The sequence below is a fragment of the Aquitalea sp. S1-19 genome, assembly GCF_024343515.1.
This window is the reverse complement of the sequence record NZ_RJTZ01000002.1, coordinates 1-18828: the sequence shown is the minus strand read 5'-3', so window position 1 is coordinate 18828 and position 18828 is coordinate 1. Positions and strand designations below refer to the sequence as shown.

Genomic DNA, 18828 nt, shown 5'->3' with positions numbered 1-18828 from the left:
GCTCATGCATGCGCGAAGCGCAATATAAGCTGTCAGTCAGGCTTGCGCTTGCTGCACATAAGCGCAATCTTTGACGCAGTCAGGCACTGCAGTGACCTTGGAAGGGTCTGGCCGGTACAGGACAATACGGTTTCTGCCACCGCGTTTGGCCTGATACATCGCAATATCGGCATCATGCAGCACGCGTTCGGCATCCGTATAGCCACGATGCCCCAGCAATACGCCTATGCTGGCCCCCACCTGAGCCAGATCTGCGCCCAGTACGACGGGGTGGCGTAGTTCAGCCAGCAAACGCCTGGCCAGATGCAGCACGGCCATGGGCTGTGCGCTACCGGTCAGTAGCAAGGCAAACTCGTCACCGGACAAACGCGCCAGCGTGTCGTGGCTACGCACACATGCGCTCATGCGCAAAGCCAAGGCCTGTAGCAATGCGTCGCCCGCCGCATGACCAAAGCGGTCATTCACGGCTTTAAAGCCATCAAGATCGATAAACAGCACGGCAAACTGCAAACCATCACGTTGCTGCTGACGCAATGCCTGTTCCAGACGATCATGAAACAGATTGCGGTTCACCAGTCCGGTCAGCGTGTCATGAAAAGCCATATGACGGATCTGGTGCAAAATTGTCTTGCGCTCGGTGATGTCATCCAAATGCAAATGCAATAATTTGCACCCATTTTGCAGCAGCACCGTAGCGGTGGCATCACAATCAAACACCGAACCATCAGCCCGGCGGAAACGGCATTCGCAGCGTTTGGTATCGCCGGCATTCACCCCGCCATCCAGCATCGCCAGTAACTGCACAGCACGCATATCGGTTGGATCCAGCATCTCGGCCAAGGCACGGCCAAGCAATTGTTGAGGCGAAGGTTCATGAAACAACAGCGCCGCACTGGCATTTATTTCGCAGGCCTGGCCATCGCGCAGCAGCAGCATACCGTCAATGGAGCTGGCAAAAACAGAGGCAAAACGCTGCTCGCTCTCATCGCGTTCATGCAGCATCCGGTTTTTGTCGTCAATCAGCTCATTGATGGCTCCTGCAAGATCAGTCACCTCGTCGCGACCATCCAGCATCAGCCGCTCGACCTGCCCCTCCCCCCGGATGCGCCGGATAGCCATCAGCAGATGATGCAAACGCCGACCCACCCTGAATTGCAAGAGATACAAGGCAAGCAGCCCGATCAGTAAAATACCGGCAATCGAGACCAAGGCCATGATATTGATGTTGGAGACACCCAGCGCCGACACCTCGCGCTTAGCACTGCGCCCCAGCAATAAAGCCGGCTTATTGTCCAGATTGCGTACTGCAATCCAGCTCTCGATACGATGATCGCCCGGCAACACCAAAACATCCCCACCGGGCATTTTTTGTGCTACCCACGCAGTCACCTCATCGGGCAAGTCGCGCGAAGTCACAGACAGAATCCGCGTATCACTGGAGAAAAAAGTCGCCTTGTTACGTAAAAGTATCTTATCCGCGCGCACACCCCACGCCATATAACCGGATGGTGCCCCCTTCGCAGCCGTCGGCCTCACTGGCGTCAAGATGATGTAATACGCCCCGATAGGCAAACGCACCACACCGGACAGCACTGCACTATTGGAGGTCGTAACCAGCTGGAACAGATGACGGCCAAACTCGCTGTCGGCAACCAAGCCCTTCACAAGCCAGGGCGGGTTATACACCATAGTCTTGGAAGCGTTTTCAACAGAGAGCAGCATTAAGCCTTCGGCATTGAAAAATGCCATGAAATCGATGCCGATATCGCCAAAGCGCTTGGGCGAGAACATTCCGCGCAGAATCTTGGCGTTTCCGGTCCGGATAAAACGGTCGGCTTCATCCCAGTTGGCCCAGTCCGCGGCAGAACGGCTCAAACCATAGGCACTTTCCAGAAAGACATCACGCGTATGGGTGGCGGCATCCTCAGCCAGACGGCGTTCTGCTGCGTCAAACGAAGGGATAAGCAGGCCACGACCCAGCAGCCCGATCAGAAGGGCAAGCACCATACACGATGAGGTCAGGATCAGCGCCGTCCTTCGGGCAAGCGGACCTGGCAGCCATGAGCGTTTCCAGCGCATTTACATCCCTCAGAATATGGTTAATCTTGCCATTACTTCCATGACGTGGCTCTGCCTTCTCTAAAGACAAAACGACTCTACACCAATGCCTTCGTCATTGTCGATTGGCTACAAGGAATAAATACCCACATCAACTGCAAGATGTCTTATGAAAGATACCTGTCAATAAACAGCCTTCCCGGCACTTAGCCGGGCATCAAGCACAGTTAAGGCTGCCTCTACGGTCTGCCGGCGCACTGCAGCGCGGTCGCCAGCAAAGTGGCACACAAAGGCCTCGATCCCCTCAGGCCCGGCAAGTGCCAGCCATACGGTACCGACCGGCTTGCCGGGCGAACCGCCGCCGGGGCCGGCAATACCGGACACCGCGATGGCCCAGTCTGCCCCCGCCACCCGACAGGCGCCTGCCGCCATCTCGCGCACGGTCTCCTCGCTGACTGCACCATAGTCATCCAGCGTCTGCGGCTTAACACCTAACAGTCCGACCTTTGCCGCATTAGCATAGCTGACCATGCCCCAGCCAAACCAGGCGGAGCTGCCAGCGATATCGGTAAGCGCAGCGGCGATCAGGCCGCCAGTACAGGACTCGGCCGTTGCAAGCGTCTGACCCTTGGCCAATAAGCACTCGCCTATGCGGCGACACAACGCTTCAGTGTTCATGCACTTGCCGATAGTGATGGATCAAGCCCGTAGTCGAGCTGTCATGCACGCCCACGCCTTTGCCAGGATTAAGCTCGGGCAAAATGGTACACGCCAGCGCCTTGCCATACTCGACCCCCCACTGATCGAAGGAATTCAATCCCCAGATCGCCCCCTGCACAAAGACCTTGTGTTCATACAAAGCAAGCAGCATGCCCAGGTTGTGTGGCGTCACCTTTTCCAGCGCCAGCGTATTGCTGGGCTGATTACCGGGGAATGTCTTTTGTGGTGCCAGCATGTCCAGCACTTCGCCATCCATGCCGGCCAGTTCGGCCATGGCCTCGGTGCCGGTCTTGCCGCGCATCAACGCCTCGGTCTGGGCAAAGGCATTAGCCACCAGCACCTGATGCTGGCTTGCATCGTAATGCCCTTGCATCGGCACGATAAAATCGCACGGCACCAGCCGGGTGCCCTGATGCAGCAACTGGAAGAAGGCATGCTGGCTGTTGACACCCTCCTCGCCCCAGATCACCGGGCCGGTATCGAAATCGAGGCGCTCGCCATAGCGGCCGACACGCTTGCCGTTGGACTCCATATCCAGTTGCTGAATATGGGCCGGCAGACGGCGCAGGCCATGATCGTAGGGCATGATGGCGTGCGTATGCGCACCATAAAAGGTGTTGTACCAGATGCCGATCAGCGCCAGCAGCACCGGCATATTGGCCTGAAACGGTGCATTGAAGAAATGCTCGTCCATAGCGTGGGCACCGGCGAGCAATTCGTCAAAACATTCGGGCCCTACCGCCAGCATGACCGACAGCCCCACGGTGGACCATACAGAATAACGCCCGCCTACCCAGTCCCAGAAGCCGAAACGGTTGGCCGTATCGATACCGAAACCGGCAACGGCCGCTTCATTGGTCGATACCGCGACAAAATGCTTGTCTATGGCCGCTTCGGATACGCGCTCGACAAACCAGCGCCGCGCCGCCTGCGCATTCAGCAAGGTTTCCGGCGTGGTAAACGATTTGGAAGCGATGATAAACAAGGTCGTGCCTGGGTCCAGCCTGGCCAGCGTGCGCGCAAGATGGGCCGGGTCGACATTGGAGACATAATGCAGCCTCGGCCCGCCCTGGGCATAGGGCGCCAGCGCTTCCGTGGCCAATAACGGCCCCAGATCCGAGCCGCCTATGCCAAGATTGACCACATCGGTCACCGCACGCCCGTCGTGACCGCGCCACAAGCCTGAACGCACGCGCCGGGAAAAATCGCGGATACGCGCAAGCTCTTCATGTACATCGGCCACAATATTGCGGCCTTCCACCTCAAGTACCACATCCTTGGGCAGGCGCAAGGCGGTATGCAGGACCGCCCGGTTTTCGCTGACATTGATGCGCTCGCCGGCACGCATGCGCGCCATCCAGCCGGACAGATCGGCCACATCGGCCAGCTCCAGCAGCAATTCCAGCGTGCGCTCGCTAATGCGGTTTTTCGAATAGTCGAGCAGCAAGCCGTCCAGCTTGAGCGAAAAGCGTTCGAAACGCTGCGGATCGGCCTCGAACAGTTCGCGCATGGCCACATAGCGCGTGGCGCGCTGGTGCTGGTGCAGTTTGGCCCACACTTGCGAGGCATTGATGTCGTTGAAACAGATAGCAGCCATGGGTCAGGTTCAGCCAAAAATGAAAAAAGGGCGACGCATCACCCTTTGATTATGATATGCAAAAAGCCTATTCGCGAATGAAATTTTCGCGGTAATAACGCAGTTCTTCAATAGATTCCATGATGTCGGCCAGCGCCTCATGTTTGCCCTTTTTCACTACGCCCTTGTAAACATCAGGCTTCCAGCGCTTGCACAGTTCTTTCAGCGTGGAGACATCCAGATTGCGGTAGTGGAAATAGGCTTCCAGCTTGGGCATCCAGCGCGCCATAAAGCGACGGTCCTGGCCGATGGAATTGCCGCACATCGGCGTGACGCGCTCTGCCACATGCTGTTGCATAAATGCCAAGAGTGCTGCCTCGACTTCAGCCTCGCTCAAGGAGGATGCGCGCACGCGCTCGGTCAGGCCGGTGCGGCCATGGGTCTTGGTATTCCATTCATCCATGCCGTTCATGACCGCATCACTCTGATGCACCACGTAGACTTCGGACTGGTCCAGCACATTCAGCTGGCTATCGGTCACAACCATCGCCACTTCGATAATGCGGTCGGAGTCAGGCTCCAGCCCGGTCATTTCCATGTCGAGCCAGATGAGCTTGTTCGGATCTTGTGCCATACTTGCCAGCTTTCTATAAAGACTGCCTATTCTCCGTGATTGCCGCCCGTTCGGCAAACGGCACACGCCATGACCGCACCCCTTTTTAACATCCTGTTTCTTTTTGCGCTGGCTTTAAGCCTGTGTTTGCGCCTGTTTCTGGCACAGCGCCAGATAGCCCATGTACGCACGCACCGCAATGCGGTTCCGGCCGAGTTCGCCGCCAGCATCCCGCTATCGACCCACCAGCATGCGGCCGACTACACCATCGCCAAAATGCGCCTAGCCATGGCCTCCAGCCTGTTTGATGCCCTGCTCCTGCTGGTACTGACGCTGGGGGGTGGTTTGCAGTATTTATGGCAGGCAAGTGCCATTTCCGGTCTGGACGAGCTAGGCCGCGGTCTTGTGTTTGTCGCACTGACCACACTGGCAAGCTCGCTTGCCGGCCTGCCCTTTACCCTGATTTCGACCTTCGGCATCGAGGCGCGTTACGGCTTTAACAAGGTCACGCCACGCCTCTTTATCACCGACCTGCTGCGCAGTACCTTGCTGTCGGTGCTGCTGGGCTTGCCGCTATTAGCGCTGGTGCTGTGGCTGATGCAAGGCGCCGGTACGCTGTGGTGGCTATGGGTATGGCTGGCTTGGGCCGGCTTCAGCCTGCTTTTGCTGCTGGTTTACCCGACCTTGATTGCCCCGCTTTTCAACCGCTTTCAGCCACTTGACGACAAGGTATTGGCTGCGCGCATCGACAAACTACTCACCCGCACCGGTTTTAAAAGCCAGGGCATTTTCGTGATGGATGGCTCACGCCGCTCCAGTCATGGCAATGCCTATTTCACCGGTTTTGGTGCTGCCAAGCGCATCGTATTTTTCGACACCCTGTTGGGCACGCTAAGCCATGCCGAAGTCGAAGCGGTACTGGCGCACGAACTGGGGCACTTCAAGAAAAAACATGTCGCCAAACGCATGGCGACGACCTTTGCGCTGGCGCTGGTCTTTTTGTTTGTACTGGGCCAATGCTTGACTAATCTCTGGTTTTATCAGGGCCTGGGCCTATCCAGCCAGAGCTATGCCATCGCCCTTGTGCTGTTTTTCATGGTCATGCCACTCTTCACCTTTCCGCTGACGCCCTTGTCCAGCCTGCTGTCGCGCAAACATGAATATGAGGCGGATGCGTTTGCCGCCGGCGAAACGGCGGCCAGCGACCTGATCTCGGCACTGGTCAAACTCTACCGCGATAATGCGTCCACACTGACGCCAGACCCGCTTTATTCGGCTTTTTACGACTCGCACCCGCCAGCGGCGCTGCGTATCGCCCATCTCAAAGGATTACCCGCATGAAACTGACCGATCTCTCTTGCAGCGAGAGCTATACCGCGCTGGATGCCAACGATTTACTGATCCATCTGCAGGATTTGCCCGACTGGCAGTTGCTGGATGGCGCGCTGGTGCGCAGTTGGCACTTTGCCGACTACTACCGCACCATGGCCTTTGTAAATGCGCTGGCCTTTATTGCCCATAAGGAAAACCACCATCCGGATTTATCCGTGCATTTCAACCGTGTTGTCGTGCGCTTCTCCACCCATGACGCAAACGGCATCACACTGAATGATGTCATCTGCGCCGCCAAATGCAGTGCGCTCGCAGGCGCACACGCATGAAGGCGACCGGGCAGATTATCCGCAGTTACGGCCGCCGTTTTATCGTCGAGTGTGGCGACACCGAATACGATGCCACGACCCGCGCCAAACGGGTCGACTATGCCTGTGGCGACTGGGTCGACATCACCATACAGAATAAAGAGCAGGCGGTCATCGAGGGCACGCAGGAACGGCGCAGCCTGCTTTACCGTCAGGACGACTGGAAAACCAAGGTCATCGCCGCCAATGTGACGCGCATCCTGTTTGTATCAGCCGCCGTGCCCTCGCCCAGCGAGGAACTGCTTGGGCGCTGCCTGATTGCCGCCGAAGCCGCCGATATCGACCCGGTGATTATCGTCAATAAAAGCGATTTGCCGGAAACGGCAGCATGGCTGAAGAAGCTTGAGCTGTATCAGCAACTGGGCTACCAGGTGGTGGTACTGTCGGCGCTGGAAAACGCCGATGCCATTCGCCCGTTTCTTGCGGGGCATACCTCGGTACTGGTCGGCCAGTCCGGCATGGGCAAGTCGACGCTGACCAATGCCCTGCTGCCACATGTCAATGCGCGCGTGGGCGACATTTCCACCGCACTGGATACCGGCCGTCACACCACCACCCATGCTGCGCTCTACCATCTGGATGAAAACAGCCAGCTGATCGACTCCCCCGGCTTGCAGGCTTTTGGCCTGGCCCATATTGCCGCGACCGATTTCATTTACTACTTCCCCGAAATGCGGCCGCTTATCGGTCAGTGCCGTTTTCACAATTGCTCACACCGCAACGAGCCTGACTGCGCAATCAAGGCCGCCGCCGCACGCGGCGATATCGCCCCGCACCGGCTGGAATTGTTCCAGCGCCTGATCAGCGGCAAGCTGGATTAAAAAATAGCCATACAAAACGGGCTTCATGCAACCATGAAGCCCGTCTGGTTTGTGCCGCTGGAATCAAACCTTATTTCCAGCGCCTGAGCAGCAGGGAGTTGCTGACGACAGACACCGAACTCAGTGCCATGGCCGCACCGGCAATGACCGGATTCAACAGGCCGAATGCCGCCAGCGGAATGCCCAGCGTGTTGTAGATAAAAGCAAAAAACAGGTTCTGGCGGATCTTGGCCAGCGTGGCACGCGACAGACGGATAGCGTCCAGCAAGTGCAGCAGATCGCCATGCATCAGCGTCACATCGGCCGCTTCTATTGCCACATCCGAACCGGCGCCCATGGCGAAGCTTGCATCGGCGGCGGCCAGCGCCGGCGCATCATTCACCCCATCGCCCACCATCCCGACCTTGAGACCGGTCTTTTTATACGCCTCGATTTCGGCGGCCTTGTGCTTGGGCTTGACCTCGCCCTTGAATTCGCGGATACCGGCCTCCCTGGCAATGGCGGCAGCCGTATCCTGATTGTCCCCGGTGAGCATCACCACACGTATACCCAGCGCCTGCAAGCCGGCCACCGCCGCGCGCGAAGACGGCTTAAGCTTGTCGGCAATCGCCATCAGCCCCGCCAGTTCGCCCGCGATAGCCACCGCCACCACCGTGCAGCCTTGTCGCGTCCAGGCTTGCGCTTCTTCGGGCAGGGTCACGCCTATCCAGGCGGGCTCCCCGACCTTGACTTGCCCTACCCCTTCAACCTCGGCCAGCACCCCTTGGCTGGGCAAAGCTAAAAAACCGTGACTGGCAGGCAAACTCAGACTGCGCGCTTGCGCCGCCGCCAATAGTGCGCGCGCCAGCGGGTGTTCGGAGCCAGCCTCGACAGCGGCAGCCAGTGCTACGACTTCGTTTTCGCTACGCGAGCCCGCGATTACGCCAACCAGTTCAGGCCGCCCTTCGGTCAGCGTGCCGGTTTTATCCAGCACCACCAGACTCAGCCGGCCGGCGGTTTCCAGCGCCGCTGCATTGCGAAACAGAATGCCGCGCCGCGCCCCGTTGCCTATCCCCACCATCACCGCCGTTGGAGTAGCCAGACCCAGCGCGCACGGGCATGCGATAACCAACACCGCCACCGCATGCACCAGCGCCTGCGTCCAGCTGCCCGTCAACCAGCCGGTGGCGGCAAAGGTCACGACGGCAATCGCCACCACGACCGGCACAAATACGCCGGAAATCACATCGGCCAGGCGCTGTATCGGCGCTTTCGAGCCTTGTGCCTCGCGCACCAGCTTGACGATCTGCGCCAGCTGGGTGCGCCCCCCTACGCCGGTGGCACGTATTTTGACCATACCGTCCTGGCTCTTGCTGCCCGCAAACACCTGCGCGCCCTCAGCCTTGGCCAGCGGCAGGCTCTCTCCGGTAAGCAGGCTTTCGTCAAAACTGGCTTGCCCGGACAAGATGACCCCGTCTACCGGCACGTTTTCACCATTACGCACCACCACGATATCGCCGGCTACCAGCTCGCTTACAGCGACATCGGCAAAACCGCCATCGCGCTCGACTCTGGCCTGCTTGGGGGCCAGACGGATCAGCGCCTCGATCGCGCCGCTGGTCTTGCCCTTGGCCCGCGCCTCCATCAATTTACCCAGCAGTACCAGCGTAATCACGGCCGCACTGGCCTCGAAATACACATGCAGATGGTGCAGGCCTGCCAGCGTGACCCAAGCCGAAAACCCCCATGCCATGCTGGTGCCCAGTGCCACCAGCACATCCATATTGGCGCCGCCACCGCGCAATGCACTATACGCCCCCTTGTAAAAGCGCCAGCCCACATAAAACTGCACCGGCGTTGCCAAGACCAGCTGCAAAGACCGCGGCAACCAGCCATGATGCCCGCCAGCAAGCATGGCCAGCATTTCCAGCAAGAAGGGCAAAGTCAGCAGCAAGGACAAGAGGAAAATTTTCAGCTCATGCCGGTAAGCGGCCGCATGGCGAACTTTGGCGGCATCGCCGTCAGTTTCATCCGTCAGCGCGCGTGCGCCATAGCCGGCTTTTTGAATGGCCGCAATCAGGGCACCGGCACTTTGCGTACCCTCGGGAAAATGCACTTGCACCGTTTCACTGGCAAAATTGACCACCGCCTCCACCCCGGGCAGGCGATTCAATACCTTTTCGATGCGCGTGGCACAAGACGCGCAGCTCATGCCCTCCAGCGCCAGCGTAACCGACGCCTGCGGCACGCTAAAGCCGGCCTTGGCAATGGCTTGCGTGACGGCCAGCACGGTTTGCTTGTCGGTGTCCAGATTGAGCTGCACGCTTTCGCTGGCAAAGCTGACGCTGGCCTCCACCCCATCCAGCCGCCCCAGCACTTTTTCTATCCGCGTAGCGCAAGCGGCACAACTCATGCCGTCTATGGGCAAGGTCAGGGTTACGGTACGCATGACGACACTCCAAAAAAATAAGGCCCACCGCGGGGGTGGGCATGATTCATGCCTTAACTAGGCATGATCAGTTGCAATACAACAACGGCACACTTATGCGCACTCAGATTGCCTGGCGCCCAGCCTTGCTGCGCAATGACCTGTCGTTTTTTCACCTGGCTGCCCGCTTCGGGCAATCAGCACCACGCCGCCTATCGTCAGCGCAGCGCCCGCCAGCTGCAAGCCAGACAAGCTTTCGCCCAATATGCTCCATCCCATAAACAGCGTCAGCACCGGCCCCAATGTACTGACCGAAGCAGCACGCCCGGCACCCAGCAGCCGTATGGCCTGACTCAATGCCCAGACTGGAAACACGGTGCTGAACAATGCCATAGCCAGCGCGATGATATAGACCTGAGGTGGCAAAATCAGCGACGACCAGGCACTGGTCAAACCGAAATGCAGCATCACCGCCATACAAGCCACAAGAGAGGCAAAGGCGGCAAACGCCGTTGCGCCGATGCGGGCAAGCCATTCGCCAGAACCTGCAACATACACTGCATAGACTAACATGCTGGCGCCAACCCATGCGACACCGGTCCATACCTGCTCGTTTGCCTTTGCTGCGGCCAGATCATGCTGCAAAGCCAGTGCCGCACCGGCGTAGGCGAGCAACACCGCCAACCAGACACGCTGCGGATAACGCTTACCGAGGAACAAGACCGAAATGAGCAGCACCACGGTGGGGTAAAGAAACAACAGCAAGCGTTCAAGTCCGGACGAAATATATTGCAAGCCGATGAAGTCAAACAAACTGGCAAGATAATAGCCGCACAGTCCCAAAATAATCACCGCCGCCGTCTCCTGTCGCCCCATGCGCCTGAGAGCGCCTTGGCGGATACAGGCCCAGGCCATGATGACAAAAAAAGGCAGCGCAAACAGCATGCGCAGCATCAGTAAAGCTTCGGCACTGGCGTGATAGCCAAAACCCAGTTTGACGAAAATAGCCTTGGCTGAAAATCCGGCGGCGGATAAAACTGCCAGTAATAAGCCTTTGTTTTTTGCGAAGGCAGCTTGATCCATCATTACCTTGAACCTGTTCATGAAATATATGAATATGCTTGCTTTGAAGCCGTCATTATGCGCAACAGACGCTGAACCAGCCTCTGTCATTGCCATAACAAGCTTTCATTAAAACAGAAGGGTATCAATGCGATTGGATTTGGTAGACCTGCGCTTTTTCCTGCTGCTGGCTGAAAGCGGCAGCCTGAGCACGACTGCCTTGCGCTTCCCTATGGCGCTATCGGCGGCGAGCCAACGGCTGAAAAAACTGGAAACGCTCTATGGGCTGACACTGGTTGAGCGGCACTCGCGCGGCATCACGCTGAGTGCTGCGGGCGAGCTGCTGCTGGCGCATGCGCGCAAACTGATACAAGCGACGGACAAGCTGGAGGATGAACTGGTCGAACTGGGGCAAGGCAAATGCCGCGCACTACGCATCTGCGGCAACACCATGGCCTGCCATGTTTTTTTGCCGGAGAGGCTGGGCGATGTGCTCGCGCATGAGCCAGAGATAGACTTGCTGCTAAGCGAGGCACCCAGCCATGAAATCATCGGCCAGCTGGAACAAGGTTCGATCGACATCGGCATTCTGGATGGCAGCATGGGCATCAACCAGCTAAGCACACTGCCATTTGCCCGCGACCGGCTGGTACTGGTTTGTGCCGCTTCGCACGCCTTGGCGGGCAGGACCAGCCTGAAGTTTGCCGAGGCACTGGATCAACCGTTTGTCGGTTTATCCGAAAGCAGCGCCATGCAGCGCTTTTTGCAGGACATGGCCAGGCTCAAGGGGAGCACGCTGCGTATACGCGTTCGCATGCCCAACTTCCAGACCCTGGCCAATATGGTAGGACAAGGCTGCGGCTTGGGCATACTCCCTGCCAAAAGCGCACAACAACTGGCAGTGCTGTACGGACTGCGCATTATCCGGCTGGAAGATCACTGGGCAGAGCGGGAGCTGAAAATCTGCTTCACGGACTGGCAAGAGCTACCCGCACCTGGCCAAAAACTGGTGAAAGCCCTGCTTGAGGACACGACATCAAACAGATCAGAACAAACCGGCCTTGTGTAGGACATTCCAGCTAGCCATACCCAGCGCGGTCATGAATAGCGAGCCCAATACATGGCTGCTGACGGCAAACAACGCCCACAATGGTCGTCCCTGCTGCAACAAGGACGTGACCTCGACCGAAAAAGTCGAGAATGTGGTCAGCGCCCCCAAAAATCCGGTCACCACAAACAAGCGCCAGTGCGGGGCAATATCGGCATGGGCAAAATAGGCAATCGCCAGGCCGATCAGGTAGCCCCCCAGCAAATTGGCGATCAGGGTGCCCGGTGGCAGCAGTGGAAAGTGGCGGTTCAATTCGCTCAGCCCCCAGCGCGACAAGGCGCCCAGACTGGCGCCGCAGCAAATGGCTATGACTTGTTTCATGACTTGCTCTGTCTGGCAAAACGTACAAGTTTATTCATGCACTAAGCGCATGGAAAGATAAAAGACCAAACCTCACACAGACCTGATCAAATAAAAGCATACAAAGCAGATCAAGCTTGATAAATGTCAAACAGGCGCAAGCATATGTCGGGTAAATTGCCAAAAAATACTATCGGCATAATGTAAGATTATAAACTGTGCATCCGGATAAAGTGGATGCAACAAGACAAACCCGAAGGAGTGAAGAAATGACCAGCCGTAGAACTTTCCTGCTTAAAGTAATCCCAGCTGCCGGTGCACTTGCCGTACTTGGCGGCAAGGCCATGGCCGCGCCTGCTGCCGTTGTAGAAACCGACCCGCAAGCCATCGCACTGGGCTACAAGGCTAATACCGCCAAAGTCGACAAGACCAAGTTCCCCAAGCACGCCGCTAACCAGTACTGCGGCAATTGCCAGCTATTTCAAGGCGCAGCCACTGCAGCCTCTGCACCTTGCGCCATTTTCGGCGGCAAGCTGGTCGCCAACAAGGGCTGGTGCAGCGCCTGGGTCAAGAAGGCCTGAGCCCGAACCTCTGCATAAAAAAACGGACCTTCGCGGTCCGTTTTTTTATGCGTGCTCTCCTCAACCCAGCCCGTGTTCTACGCCGTATACCGCCACCTGCACCCGGCTGGACAGCCCCAGTTTTTTCAGCACGTTCTGCACATGTATCTTCACCGTACTCTCGGCCACATCCAGATGGCGGGCGATTTCCTTGTTGCTTTCACCTCGCACCAGACATTGCACGATTTCGCGCTCACGCGGGGTCAGCTTGTCATGTTCGGCAGGTACAGCCGGCACCGGCGTGGCACGTGGCTGGGTACGGAACTGAGCCACCAGTTTGGCCGTCATATCGGCGGCAATCACCGACTTGCCCGCTGCCGCATCACGAATGGCCGCACTTAATGTGTCCGCCTCGATATTCTTCAGCAGGTAACCGCGCGCGCCATCGCGCAAGGCCTGCGCCAGTTCGTCCGCCTCTTCCGACACGGTCAGGATCAGGATCGCCACCTCGGGCAGATCCTGCACCAGTAACTGCAAGGTATCCAGCCCGGACAAGCCCGGCATGTTCAAATCCAGCAGGATCACATCCGGGCGCAAGGTCTTGGCGCGTTTAATGCCTTCGACCCCATCTGCCGCCTCGCCCACGACGTCAAAATCATCTTGTCTTTGCAATAGCAAGCGTATGCCCGAACGGAACAGGGTGTGGTCATCGATCAGCAATATGCGGATAGTCATCTTTGGACTCTTTTTTGTTTTCAAGCGGCTTGGCGCACCGCCTGTGATAGCTTCAGCAGCAAGCTGCTGCCCTCACCCGGCACCGAACTCAGGGTCAGGCTTGCGTTAAGACGACGAGCCCTCTCCTGCATAATATGCAGGCCAATATGCCCTTCAGCGCGGGAAACCACCTCGGCCGGATCATAACCGTCGCCATTGTCACTAACCTGCAACACAAAGTCCGCCCCATTTTGCATCATGATTTCAACTTTGCTCGCACAAGCGTGCTTGCGCACATTGGATAAAGCCTCCTGCAAGATAAACAGCACCTGCAACTGTTGCTCGGGCGGCAAGGGTGCACCACCTTGCTCCTGCACATTCAGCACAACCTCGGCTTCACATTGGCGGCGAAAACGCGCAACGGTGTCTTCAATACCGCTCATCAGCTCGCCCGGCCCCAGCTTGCTGCGGAAATTCAGCAACAGCTCGCGCACATCCTGATAGCTCTCTTCCACACCGGTCTTCAATAGCGGCACAATTTCACGCACTTCCGCCATATCATCGGCCTTGGCTGCCACATCCAGCATCTGCACCTGCAGATTCAGGAAATTCAAACCCTGGGCAATACTGTCGTGCAAGCCTTGTGCCACCAGCGAGCGTTCCTCCACCACAGCCAGCTGGCGTGCCTTTGCACTCAGGCGCCGGTTGAGCAATGCAACACCCAGCCGCTGGCCCAAGGTGCGCAGCAACTGGCTATCGGCCGAGCCGATGTCGCGCGGCGCATGAAAATGCAAAGCAAACGTACCCAAAACCTGATCAGGCGCGATGATCTGAAACGCGGCCAGCGCAGCAAAGCCTTCCTTGCTGCAGCGATAGCCCTCTGCTCGCGGACGCTGGCGAAAATCATGCACCAGCACCATCCCGCTCTGGCTGGCCTCGCCACACAAGCAGTCGTGTAGCCGGGTACAATTTTCCTCAGCCGCCAAGGCATCGGCCAGCCCTTCCGACACCGTCAGGTGCAACTTACCGCTGTGACCATCCAGTACGCGCAGACTGCCGCCTTCGGCATCTAAAAGCGGCATGACCCGCTGCAAAAAACCGCGGCACAAAGTCTCGATATCGCCGGGCTGATTGAGGAACGCCTCGATTTCATACAAGGCGGACAACTCGCGGTTTTGCGCCGCCAGTTGTGCCGTTTTGTCCTGCACCCTGGCTTCAAGATCGCGATACAAGCCTTCCAGCTCATCGGCCATCTGGTTGAAGCCCCCCGCCAGCATGCCCAATTCGTCGCGACTTTCAATCGGCAAACGCACGCCGAACTCGTGGCGGGCCATTTTTTGCAAGCCCTGCTGCAAACGCAGTACCGGCAAGATGATCCACAAATACAGCAGGTAAATCATCACCAGCGTACCGCCGCACGCCACCAGAGCCAGCACGCCTTGCGACAGGCGCAACCAGTCGTTTTGGCGCTCGTTGTTCTGCTCGACCAGCAACACCAATTGATTGGCGTGGCGAATGAACTCGGGCAGAGCCTGCAAATACGGCTGACTGCTGCCCGTCTGTAGCGAAGTGGCCGCCGCTGGCTTGAGCACTGTTTGCCAATAGCGCACCACCTGTGCCATCTGCTCTTGCACAAGGCTCTCTGATGGCAGGAACAAGGGGCGCGCCGGATTGCCCGACACCAGTTGCGCCAGGGTCAGATCTTGCAGCGCAAGCTCGGCGTTCACCCTTGACTGATGGACGGTGAGATTTGGCGCAGGCTTTTGCAACTCCACCGCTACTTTGGTTGCCCGCATGCGCAGACTACCTGCGTCATTGATCGCTGCCGCCGCACCTTCGAGCTGCCAGGACAGCCACAAAGTGCCCAAAATCATTGCCATGATCAGCAACAGGGCGGCGATGGCACTGGCAACGATGCGGGTAGACAGGCGCTGGGACAGAGCAGGAGGCGAGGCGGTAAAGCCAGGGTCTGGTGTAGTCATGGCACACAAATGGGAGGGTAAAGCAACATCATGTATTCAAAGTGTGCGCATCATGCAGCAAGGCAGGCACCGTCGGCAAGTTGACAGCTTGCATCAGACTGACAAACCAGCGGCAAAAAAGCATCCGGGCGCGACGAATAGGCCCGTATCGCGGCGGATACGCCGTAAAGCCATCAATAAAACGTTCGATATCGTGCACAAAACCGTTTTAGCCACCGGTTTGCGACATAAAACGCACGATTTTATCCGGCGTCTCGTTGAAATGATGGCGCTCCGGTTTGGCGGCAATTGCCGCATGGATGGCGGCCAACAGTTCATCATCGCTCGCGCCCTCCCGCAGCAGACTGCCCAACGCCACGCTATCGTTCTGTCCCAGACACAGGTAAAGCGTACCGTCTACGCCGAGGCGCACCCGGTTGCAGGCCGCGCAAAAATGGCGCGACATCGGCGTAATCACGCCGAAACTCATGCCGCCATCGGCACTGGTCCAGTAACGGGCCGGCCCGGCCCCCTGCCCCAACACCTGGGGAATCAGCCGGTATTGCTTCGCGATACGCTCACCTAAGGCCGTCACATCGATATAAGCCGCCTGGCGTCCGGTGTCGCCTATGGGCATGGTCTCGATCAGCCTGAGCACAAAACGGTGTTCCAAAGCAAAAACCAGCAACCGCGAAATATCGGCCTCATTGACCCCGGCTTGCACCACGGCATTGAGTTTGACAGGCGCAAAGCCGGCAGCACGTGCCGCCAGCAGCCCTTCCAGCACCTGGGGCAGACAATCGCGCCCGGTAATCTCGGCAAAACGTGCCGCATCCAGCGTATCCAGACTGACATTGAGCCGCTTAACGCCAGCCTCTTTCAGCGCATGTGCATGGCGGGCAAGCTGGGTTGCATTGGTAGACAAAGACAGGTCACGCAGCCCCGGCAAGGCGGTGATGCGCGCAGCCAAATCCGTCAGATTGCGCCGCAACAAGGGCTCCCCGCCGGTCAGACGCACTTTGGATACGCCAAGACCGACAAACAGGCCGATCAGGCGGGCCATCTCCTCGTGCGAGAGCCAGTGCGCCGGCTCCTCGAAGCCTTTAAAACCCTTGGGCAGGCAGTACGTACAGCGCAGATCGCAACGATCGGTCACCGAAACGCGCAAATAGTCGATGCGACGGCCAAAACCATCGATCAGCGCCGTATTCTTTTCAGGCATTACCATAACAAACCCCAAGCAAGTATGCCGCGCACTGTGCCACCCTGGCGAGAAACATGCCATAGGCACGACAAACTAATCAGCAGACCATCACTTGCTGCACCAGCAGCGAGTCGGTAGTGGCAAGCGTCATCCCGCTGATCCGACCTTGTCCCGCCAATAGCTGCAAATCATGCCGGGTGGCCGCATCACGCGCAGTCGCCGACAACACATGACTCGTGAGTGGAAAGACCACAAACAGCGCCCCCATAAACAGGCGGCCCTCGGCCGGCAGTGGCATCCGGGCCGACAGTCCAGCCACCCTGCCCTGGCATGGTAGCGATGAGCGCAGTATCTGACCACTTCGGACTGGCTCCACCATAGCCATGCCGCGCACAATGCTGGACAATGGCACCAGACCAAAAAACTGGAACACCATGCCTTCGCCTTTGCCCCTGACCCCGCCGGACAAAACCCATATCGCCACCTTGCCGCCTTTTGCCGGGCTGACACTGGACCACATCACGGTGGTGCGCTGTCGCGATAGCGCAGAAGCCGCCTTGCAGGAAATGCGACAGCATCAGGCGCTGGGCTTTGATACCGAATCGCGGCCCACCTTCCACAAAGGGCAGAATTCGGAAGGCCCGCATGTGCTGCAGTTTTCCAGCCTGGACCGGGCCTGGCTATTCCAGAGCCATCAGCACGACACACTAGCAGCAGCATTTGAAGTGCTGCAGTCGACACAGGTCGCCAAGGTCGGCTTCGGGTTAAAAAGCGATCTGGGCCATCTGGGCAAGCGCTTCGGCATTATTCCGCAGCAGCTTATCGATCTGGATCACACCTTCCGACGCCAGGGCTATCGCCAGCAGATCGGCGCCAAAACCGCCATCGCCATGCTGTTTGGCCAGAAGCTGGCCAAATCCAAGCACATCAGCACCTCCAACTGGGCCAGCAAAGAGCTGGCCGAACGCCAGTTGCTGTATGCCGCCAACGATGCCTATGCCGCCATTCGCGTGCATCAGGCCTTACTGGATGCAGGGCTGGTGCACGCACCAGTGTAAAGGCTCCGCCCTTTCTTCAAATCAAAAGCCCGTCGCAGTGAGACGGGCTTTTGTTTACATCTGTTGCTAGACGGGCTTAGTGGTCGACGCCCTTGACCAGCTCTTCGACCACCTTCTTGGCGTCACCGAACACCATCATGGTCTTGTCCATGTAGAAGAGTTCGTTATCCAGACCCGCGTAACCCACGCTCATCGAACGCTTGACCACGATCACGGTGCGCGCCTTGTGCGCTTCCAAGATAGGCATGCCATAGATCGGGCTGGCCTTGTCTTTCAGCGCAGCCGGGTTGACCACGTCGTTGGCGCCGATCACCAGCACCACGTCGGTGTTGGCGAAGTCGGAGTTGATCTCCTCCATCTCCTGCACCTGCTCGTACGGCACTTCGGCTTCCGCCAACAGCACGTTCATATGCCCCGGCATACGACCAGCCACCGGGTGGATGGCGTAGCGCACATTGACACCCTTCTCGGTCAGCAAGTTGGCAAATTCCTGCAGCGCATGCTGGGCACGCGACACCGCCAGGCCATAGCCCGGCACGATGATCACGCTGTCGGCGTTGCTCATCAGGAAGGCAGCGTCTTCAGCCGAACCGGACTTGTAGTTCTTCGGGCCGGAAGCCGCGCCGCCGCCAGCGGCCGCTTCGGCACCGAAGCCACCCAGCAGCACCGATACGATGGAGCGGTTCATCGCCTTGCACATGATGTAGGACAGGATGGCACCGGAGGCGCCGACGCAGGCACCGGCGATGATCAGCACCGGGTTGTTCAGGGTGAAACCGATACCGGCTGCCGCCCAGCCCGAGTATGAGTTCAGCATCGACACCACCACCGGCATGTCGGCACCGCCGATCGGGATGATCAGTGTCACACCCAGCACCAGCGCCACTGCCACCATGGCGAGGAAAGCAGCATGGCTGTCGGTGGTGAAGTACACCACGCCGAAGCCGACCATGGCGATCGCCAACA

Annotated in this window: 18 protein-coding genes; 6 read left to right on the top strand and 12 right to left on the bottom strand. The window is 58.2% G+C overall.

Annotation, left to right across the window (positions count from 1 at the left end; all coding sequences use genetic code 11):
• Nucleotides 1-36: 36 nt before the first annotated feature.
• From EGI20_RS00525 to orn, 4 genes are all read right to left on the bottom strand, one after another.
• The gene (locus EGI20_RS00525) at nucleotides 37-2007 is read right to left on the bottom strand and encodes a sensor domain-containing diguanylate cyclase (RefSeq protein ID WP_498628738.1); all 1971 of its coding nucleotides are present in this window, start codon (nucleotides 2005-2007) and stop codon (nucleotides 37-39) included.
• Between the two features lie 234 nt (nucleotides 2008-2241).
• Nucleotides 2242-2736 carry a CinA family protein gene (locus EGI20_RS00520; RefSeq protein ID WP_498628736.1) on the bottom strand — a complete coding sequence of 165 codons (495 nt, stop codon included), beginning with the start codon at nucleotides 2734-2736 and terminating at the stop codon, nucleotides 2242-2244.
• Nucleotides 2726-4375 carry a glucose-6-phosphate isomerase gene (pgi, locus tag EGI20_RS00515; protein WP_498628734.1) on the bottom strand — a complete coding sequence of 550 codons (1650 nt, stop codon included), beginning with the start codon at nucleotides 4373-4375 and terminating at the stop codon, nucleotides 2726-2728. The genes EGI20_RS00520 and pgi overlap by 11 nt, the downstream gene beginning before the upstream one ends.
• A 67-nt stretch (nucleotides 4376-4442) precedes the next feature.
• Nucleotides 4443-4988, bottom strand: coding sequence for an oligoribonuclease (gene orn, locus EGI20_RS00510; RefSeq protein WP_498628732.1), 546 nt, complete (start codon nucleotides 4986-4988; stop codon nucleotides 4443-4445).
• A 69-nt stretch (nucleotides 4989-5057) separates the two neighbouring features.
• Between orn and EGI20_RS00505 the strand changes: the two genes are divergently transcribed.
• Genes EGI20_RS00505 through rsgA form a run of 3 tightly spaced genes read left to right on the top strand, consistent with a single transcriptional unit; the run spans nucleotide 5058 to nucleotide 7488 of the window.
• The gene (locus tag EGI20_RS00505; protein WP_498628730.1) at nucleotides 5058-6308 is read left to right on the top strand and encodes a M48 family metallopeptidase; all 1251 of its coding nucleotides are present in this window, start codon (nucleotides 5058-5060) and stop codon (nucleotides 6306-6308) included.
• Nucleotides 6305-6628, top strand: a complete 324-nt coding sequence (locus EGI20_RS00500) for a 4a-hydroxytetrahydrobiopterin dehydratase (RefSeq protein ID WP_498628728.1) — start codon at nucleotides 6305-6307, stop codon at nucleotides 6626-6628. The genes EGI20_RS00505 and EGI20_RS00500 overlap by 4 nt, the downstream gene beginning before the upstream one ends.
• The gene (gene rsgA / locus EGI20_RS00495; RefSeq protein WP_124733864.1) at nucleotides 6625-7488 is read left to right on the top strand and encodes a ribosome small subunit-dependent GTPase A; all 864 of its coding nucleotides are present in this window, start codon (nucleotides 6625-6627) and stop codon (nucleotides 7486-7488) included. The genes EGI20_RS00500 and rsgA overlap by 4 nt, the downstream gene beginning before the upstream one ends.
• A 70-nt stretch (nucleotides 7489-7558) precedes the next feature.
• Here rsgA and EGI20_RS00490 read toward each other — a convergent pair whose 3' ends face one another.
• A complete protein-coding gene (locus tag EGI20_RS00490; protein ID WP_498628725.1) occupies nucleotides 7559-9916 on the bottom strand; it encodes a heavy metal translocating P-type ATPase in 2358 nt (785 codons plus the stop codon).
• Between the two features lie 93 nt (nucleotides 9917-10009).
• Nucleotides 10010-10981, bottom strand: coding sequence for a DMT family transporter (locus EGI20_RS00485; RefSeq protein WP_498628723.1), 972 nt, complete (start codon nucleotides 10979-10981; stop codon nucleotides 10010-10012).
• Nucleotides 10982-11105: 124 nt separating this feature from the next.
• Between EGI20_RS00485 and EGI20_RS00480 the strand changes: the two genes are divergently transcribed.
• The gene (locus EGI20_RS00480; RefSeq protein WP_498628721.1) at nucleotides 11106-12026 is read left to right on the top strand and encodes a LysR substrate-binding domain-containing protein; all 921 of its coding nucleotides are present in this window, start codon (nucleotides 11106-11108) and stop codon (nucleotides 12024-12026) included.
• Here the strand turns inward: EGI20_RS00480 and crcB are convergent.
• On the bottom strand, nucleotides 12003-12386 hold the full coding sequence (gene crcB / locus EGI20_RS00475; protein WP_124733860.1) for a fluoride efflux transporter CrcB: 384 nt from the start codon (nucleotides 12384-12386) through the stop codon (nucleotides 12003-12005). The two genes, EGI20_RS00480 and crcB, sit on opposite strands and share 24 nt — an antisense overlap.
• A gap of 248 nt (nucleotides 12387-12634) precedes the next feature.
• On the opposite strand from crcB, the gene EGI20_RS00470 reads away from it, so the two are divergent.
• Nucleotides 12635-12946 (top strand): high-potential iron-sulfur protein, encoded by a 312-nt coding sequence (locus EGI20_RS00470; protein ID WP_498628719.1) that lies wholly within the window; start codon nucleotides 12635-12637, stop codon nucleotides 12944-12946.
• A 60-nt stretch (nucleotides 12947-13006) separates the two neighbouring features.
• On the opposite strand, the gene EGI20_RS00465 is transcribed toward EGI20_RS00470, so the two are convergent.
• The 4 genes from EGI20_RS00465 to EGI20_RS00450 form a co-directional block, all read right to left on the bottom strand.
• On the bottom strand, nucleotides 13007-13660 hold the full coding sequence (locus EGI20_RS00465) for a response regulator (RefSeq protein ID WP_498628717.1): 654 nt from the start codon (nucleotides 13658-13660) through the stop codon (nucleotides 13007-13009).
• Nucleotides 13661-13680: 20 nt separating this feature from the next.
• Nucleotides 13681-15621 (bottom strand): type IV pili methyl-accepting chemotaxis transducer N-terminal domain-containing protein, encoded by a 1941-nt coding sequence (locus tag EGI20_RS00460; protein WP_498628715.1) that lies wholly within the window; start codon nucleotides 15619-15621, stop codon nucleotides 13681-13683.
• A gap of 208 nt (nucleotides 15622-15829) precedes the next feature.
• Nucleotides 15830-16822, bottom strand: a complete 993-nt coding sequence (gene moaA, locus EGI20_RS00455; RefSeq protein WP_498628831.1) for a GTP 3',8-cyclase MoaA — start codon at nucleotides 16820-16822, stop codon at nucleotides 15830-15832.
• 79 nt (nucleotides 16823-16901) lie between these two features.
• Entirely contained in the window at nucleotides 16902-17240 is a 339-nt protein-coding gene (locus EGI20_RS00450) for a hypothetical protein (RefSeq protein WP_498628713.1), read from the bottom strand.
• Here EGI20_RS00450 and EGI20_RS00445 point away from each other — a divergent pair.
• Complete coding sequence (locus EGI20_RS00445; protein WP_498628711.1) at nucleotides 17239-17862, top strand: 3'-5' exonuclease; 624 nt, start codon at nucleotides 17239-17241, stop codon at nucleotides 17860-17862. The genes EGI20_RS00450 and EGI20_RS00445 overlap by 2 nt on opposite strands.
• A gap of 76 nt (nucleotides 17863-17938) precedes the next feature.
• On the opposite strand, the gene EGI20_RS00440 is transcribed toward EGI20_RS00445, so the two are convergent.
• Nucleotides 17939-18828: NAD(P)(+) transhydrogenase (Re/Si-specific) subunit beta (locus tag EGI20_RS00440; protein WP_498628709.1), on the bottom strand; the 890-nt coding region annotated here is incomplete at its 5' end.

Bases quoted from the DNA above. Each gene is read 5' to 3' on its own strand.
- EGI20_RS00520 (WP_498628736.1), bottom strand. From the start codon at position 2,736: ATGAACACTGAAGCGTTGTGTCGCCGCATAGGCGAGTGCTTATTGGCC.
- orn (WP_498628732.1), bottom strand. From the start codon at position 4,988: ATGGCACAAGATCCGAACAAGCTCATCTGGCTCGACATGGAAATGACC.
- EGI20_RS00490 (WP_498628725.1), bottom strand. From the start codon at position 9,916: ATGCGTACCGTAACCCTGACCTTGCCCATAGACGGCATGAGTTGTGCC.
- EGI20_RS00485 (WP_498628723.1), bottom strand. From the start codon at position 10,981: ATGATGGATCAAGCTGCCTTCGCAAAAAACAAAGGCTTATTACTGGCA.
- pgi (WP_498628734.1), bottom strand. From the start codon at position 4,375: ATGGCTGCTATCTGTTTCAACGACATCAATGCCTCGCAAGTGTGGGCC.
- EGI20_RS00460 (WP_498628715.1), bottom strand. From the start codon at position 15,621: ATGACTACACCAGACCCTGGCTTTACCGCCTCGCCTCCTGCTCTGTCC.
- EGI20_RS00470 (WP_498628719.1), top strand. From the start codon at position 12,635: ATGACCAGCCGTAGAACTTTCCTGCTTAAAGTAATCCCAGCTGCCGGT.
- EGI20_RS00505 (WP_498628730.1), top strand. From the start codon at position 5,058: ATGACCGCACCCCTTTTTAACATCCTGTTTCTTTTTGCGCTGGCTTTA.
- EGI20_RS00525 (WP_498628738.1), bottom strand. From the start codon at position 2,007: ATGGTGCTTGCCCTTCTGATCGGGCTGCTGGGTCGTGGCCTGCTTATC.
- EGI20_RS00480 (WP_498628721.1), top strand. From the start codon at position 11,106: ATGCGATTGGATTTGGTAGACCTGCGCTTTTTCCTGCTGCTGGCTGAA.
- crcB (WP_124733860.1), bottom strand. From the start codon at position 12,386: ATGAAACAAGTCATAGCCATTTGCTGCGGCGCCAGTCTGGGCGCCTTG.
- EGI20_RS00465 (WP_498628717.1), bottom strand. From the start codon at position 13,660: ATGACTATCCGCATATTGCTGATCGATGACCACACCCTGTTCCGTTCG.
- moaA (WP_498628831.1), bottom strand. From the start codon at position 16,822: ATGCCTGAAAAGAATACGGCGCTGATCGATGGTTTTGGCCGTCGCATC.
- EGI20_RS00500 (WP_498628728.1), top strand. From the start codon at position 6,305: ATGAAACTGACCGATCTCTCTTGCAGCGAGAGCTATACCGCGCTGGAT.
- rsgA (WP_124733864.1), top strand. From the start codon at position 6,625: ATGAAGGCGACCGGGCAGATTATCCGCAGTTACGGCCGCCGTTTTATC.
- EGI20_RS00450 (WP_498628713.1), bottom strand. From the start codon at position 17,240: ATGGTGTTCCAGTTTTTTGGTCTGGTGCCATTGTCCAGCATTGTGCGC.
- EGI20_RS00445 (WP_498628711.1), top strand. From the start codon at position 17,239: ATGCCTTCGCCTTTGCCCCTGACCCCGCCGGACAAAACCCATATCGCC.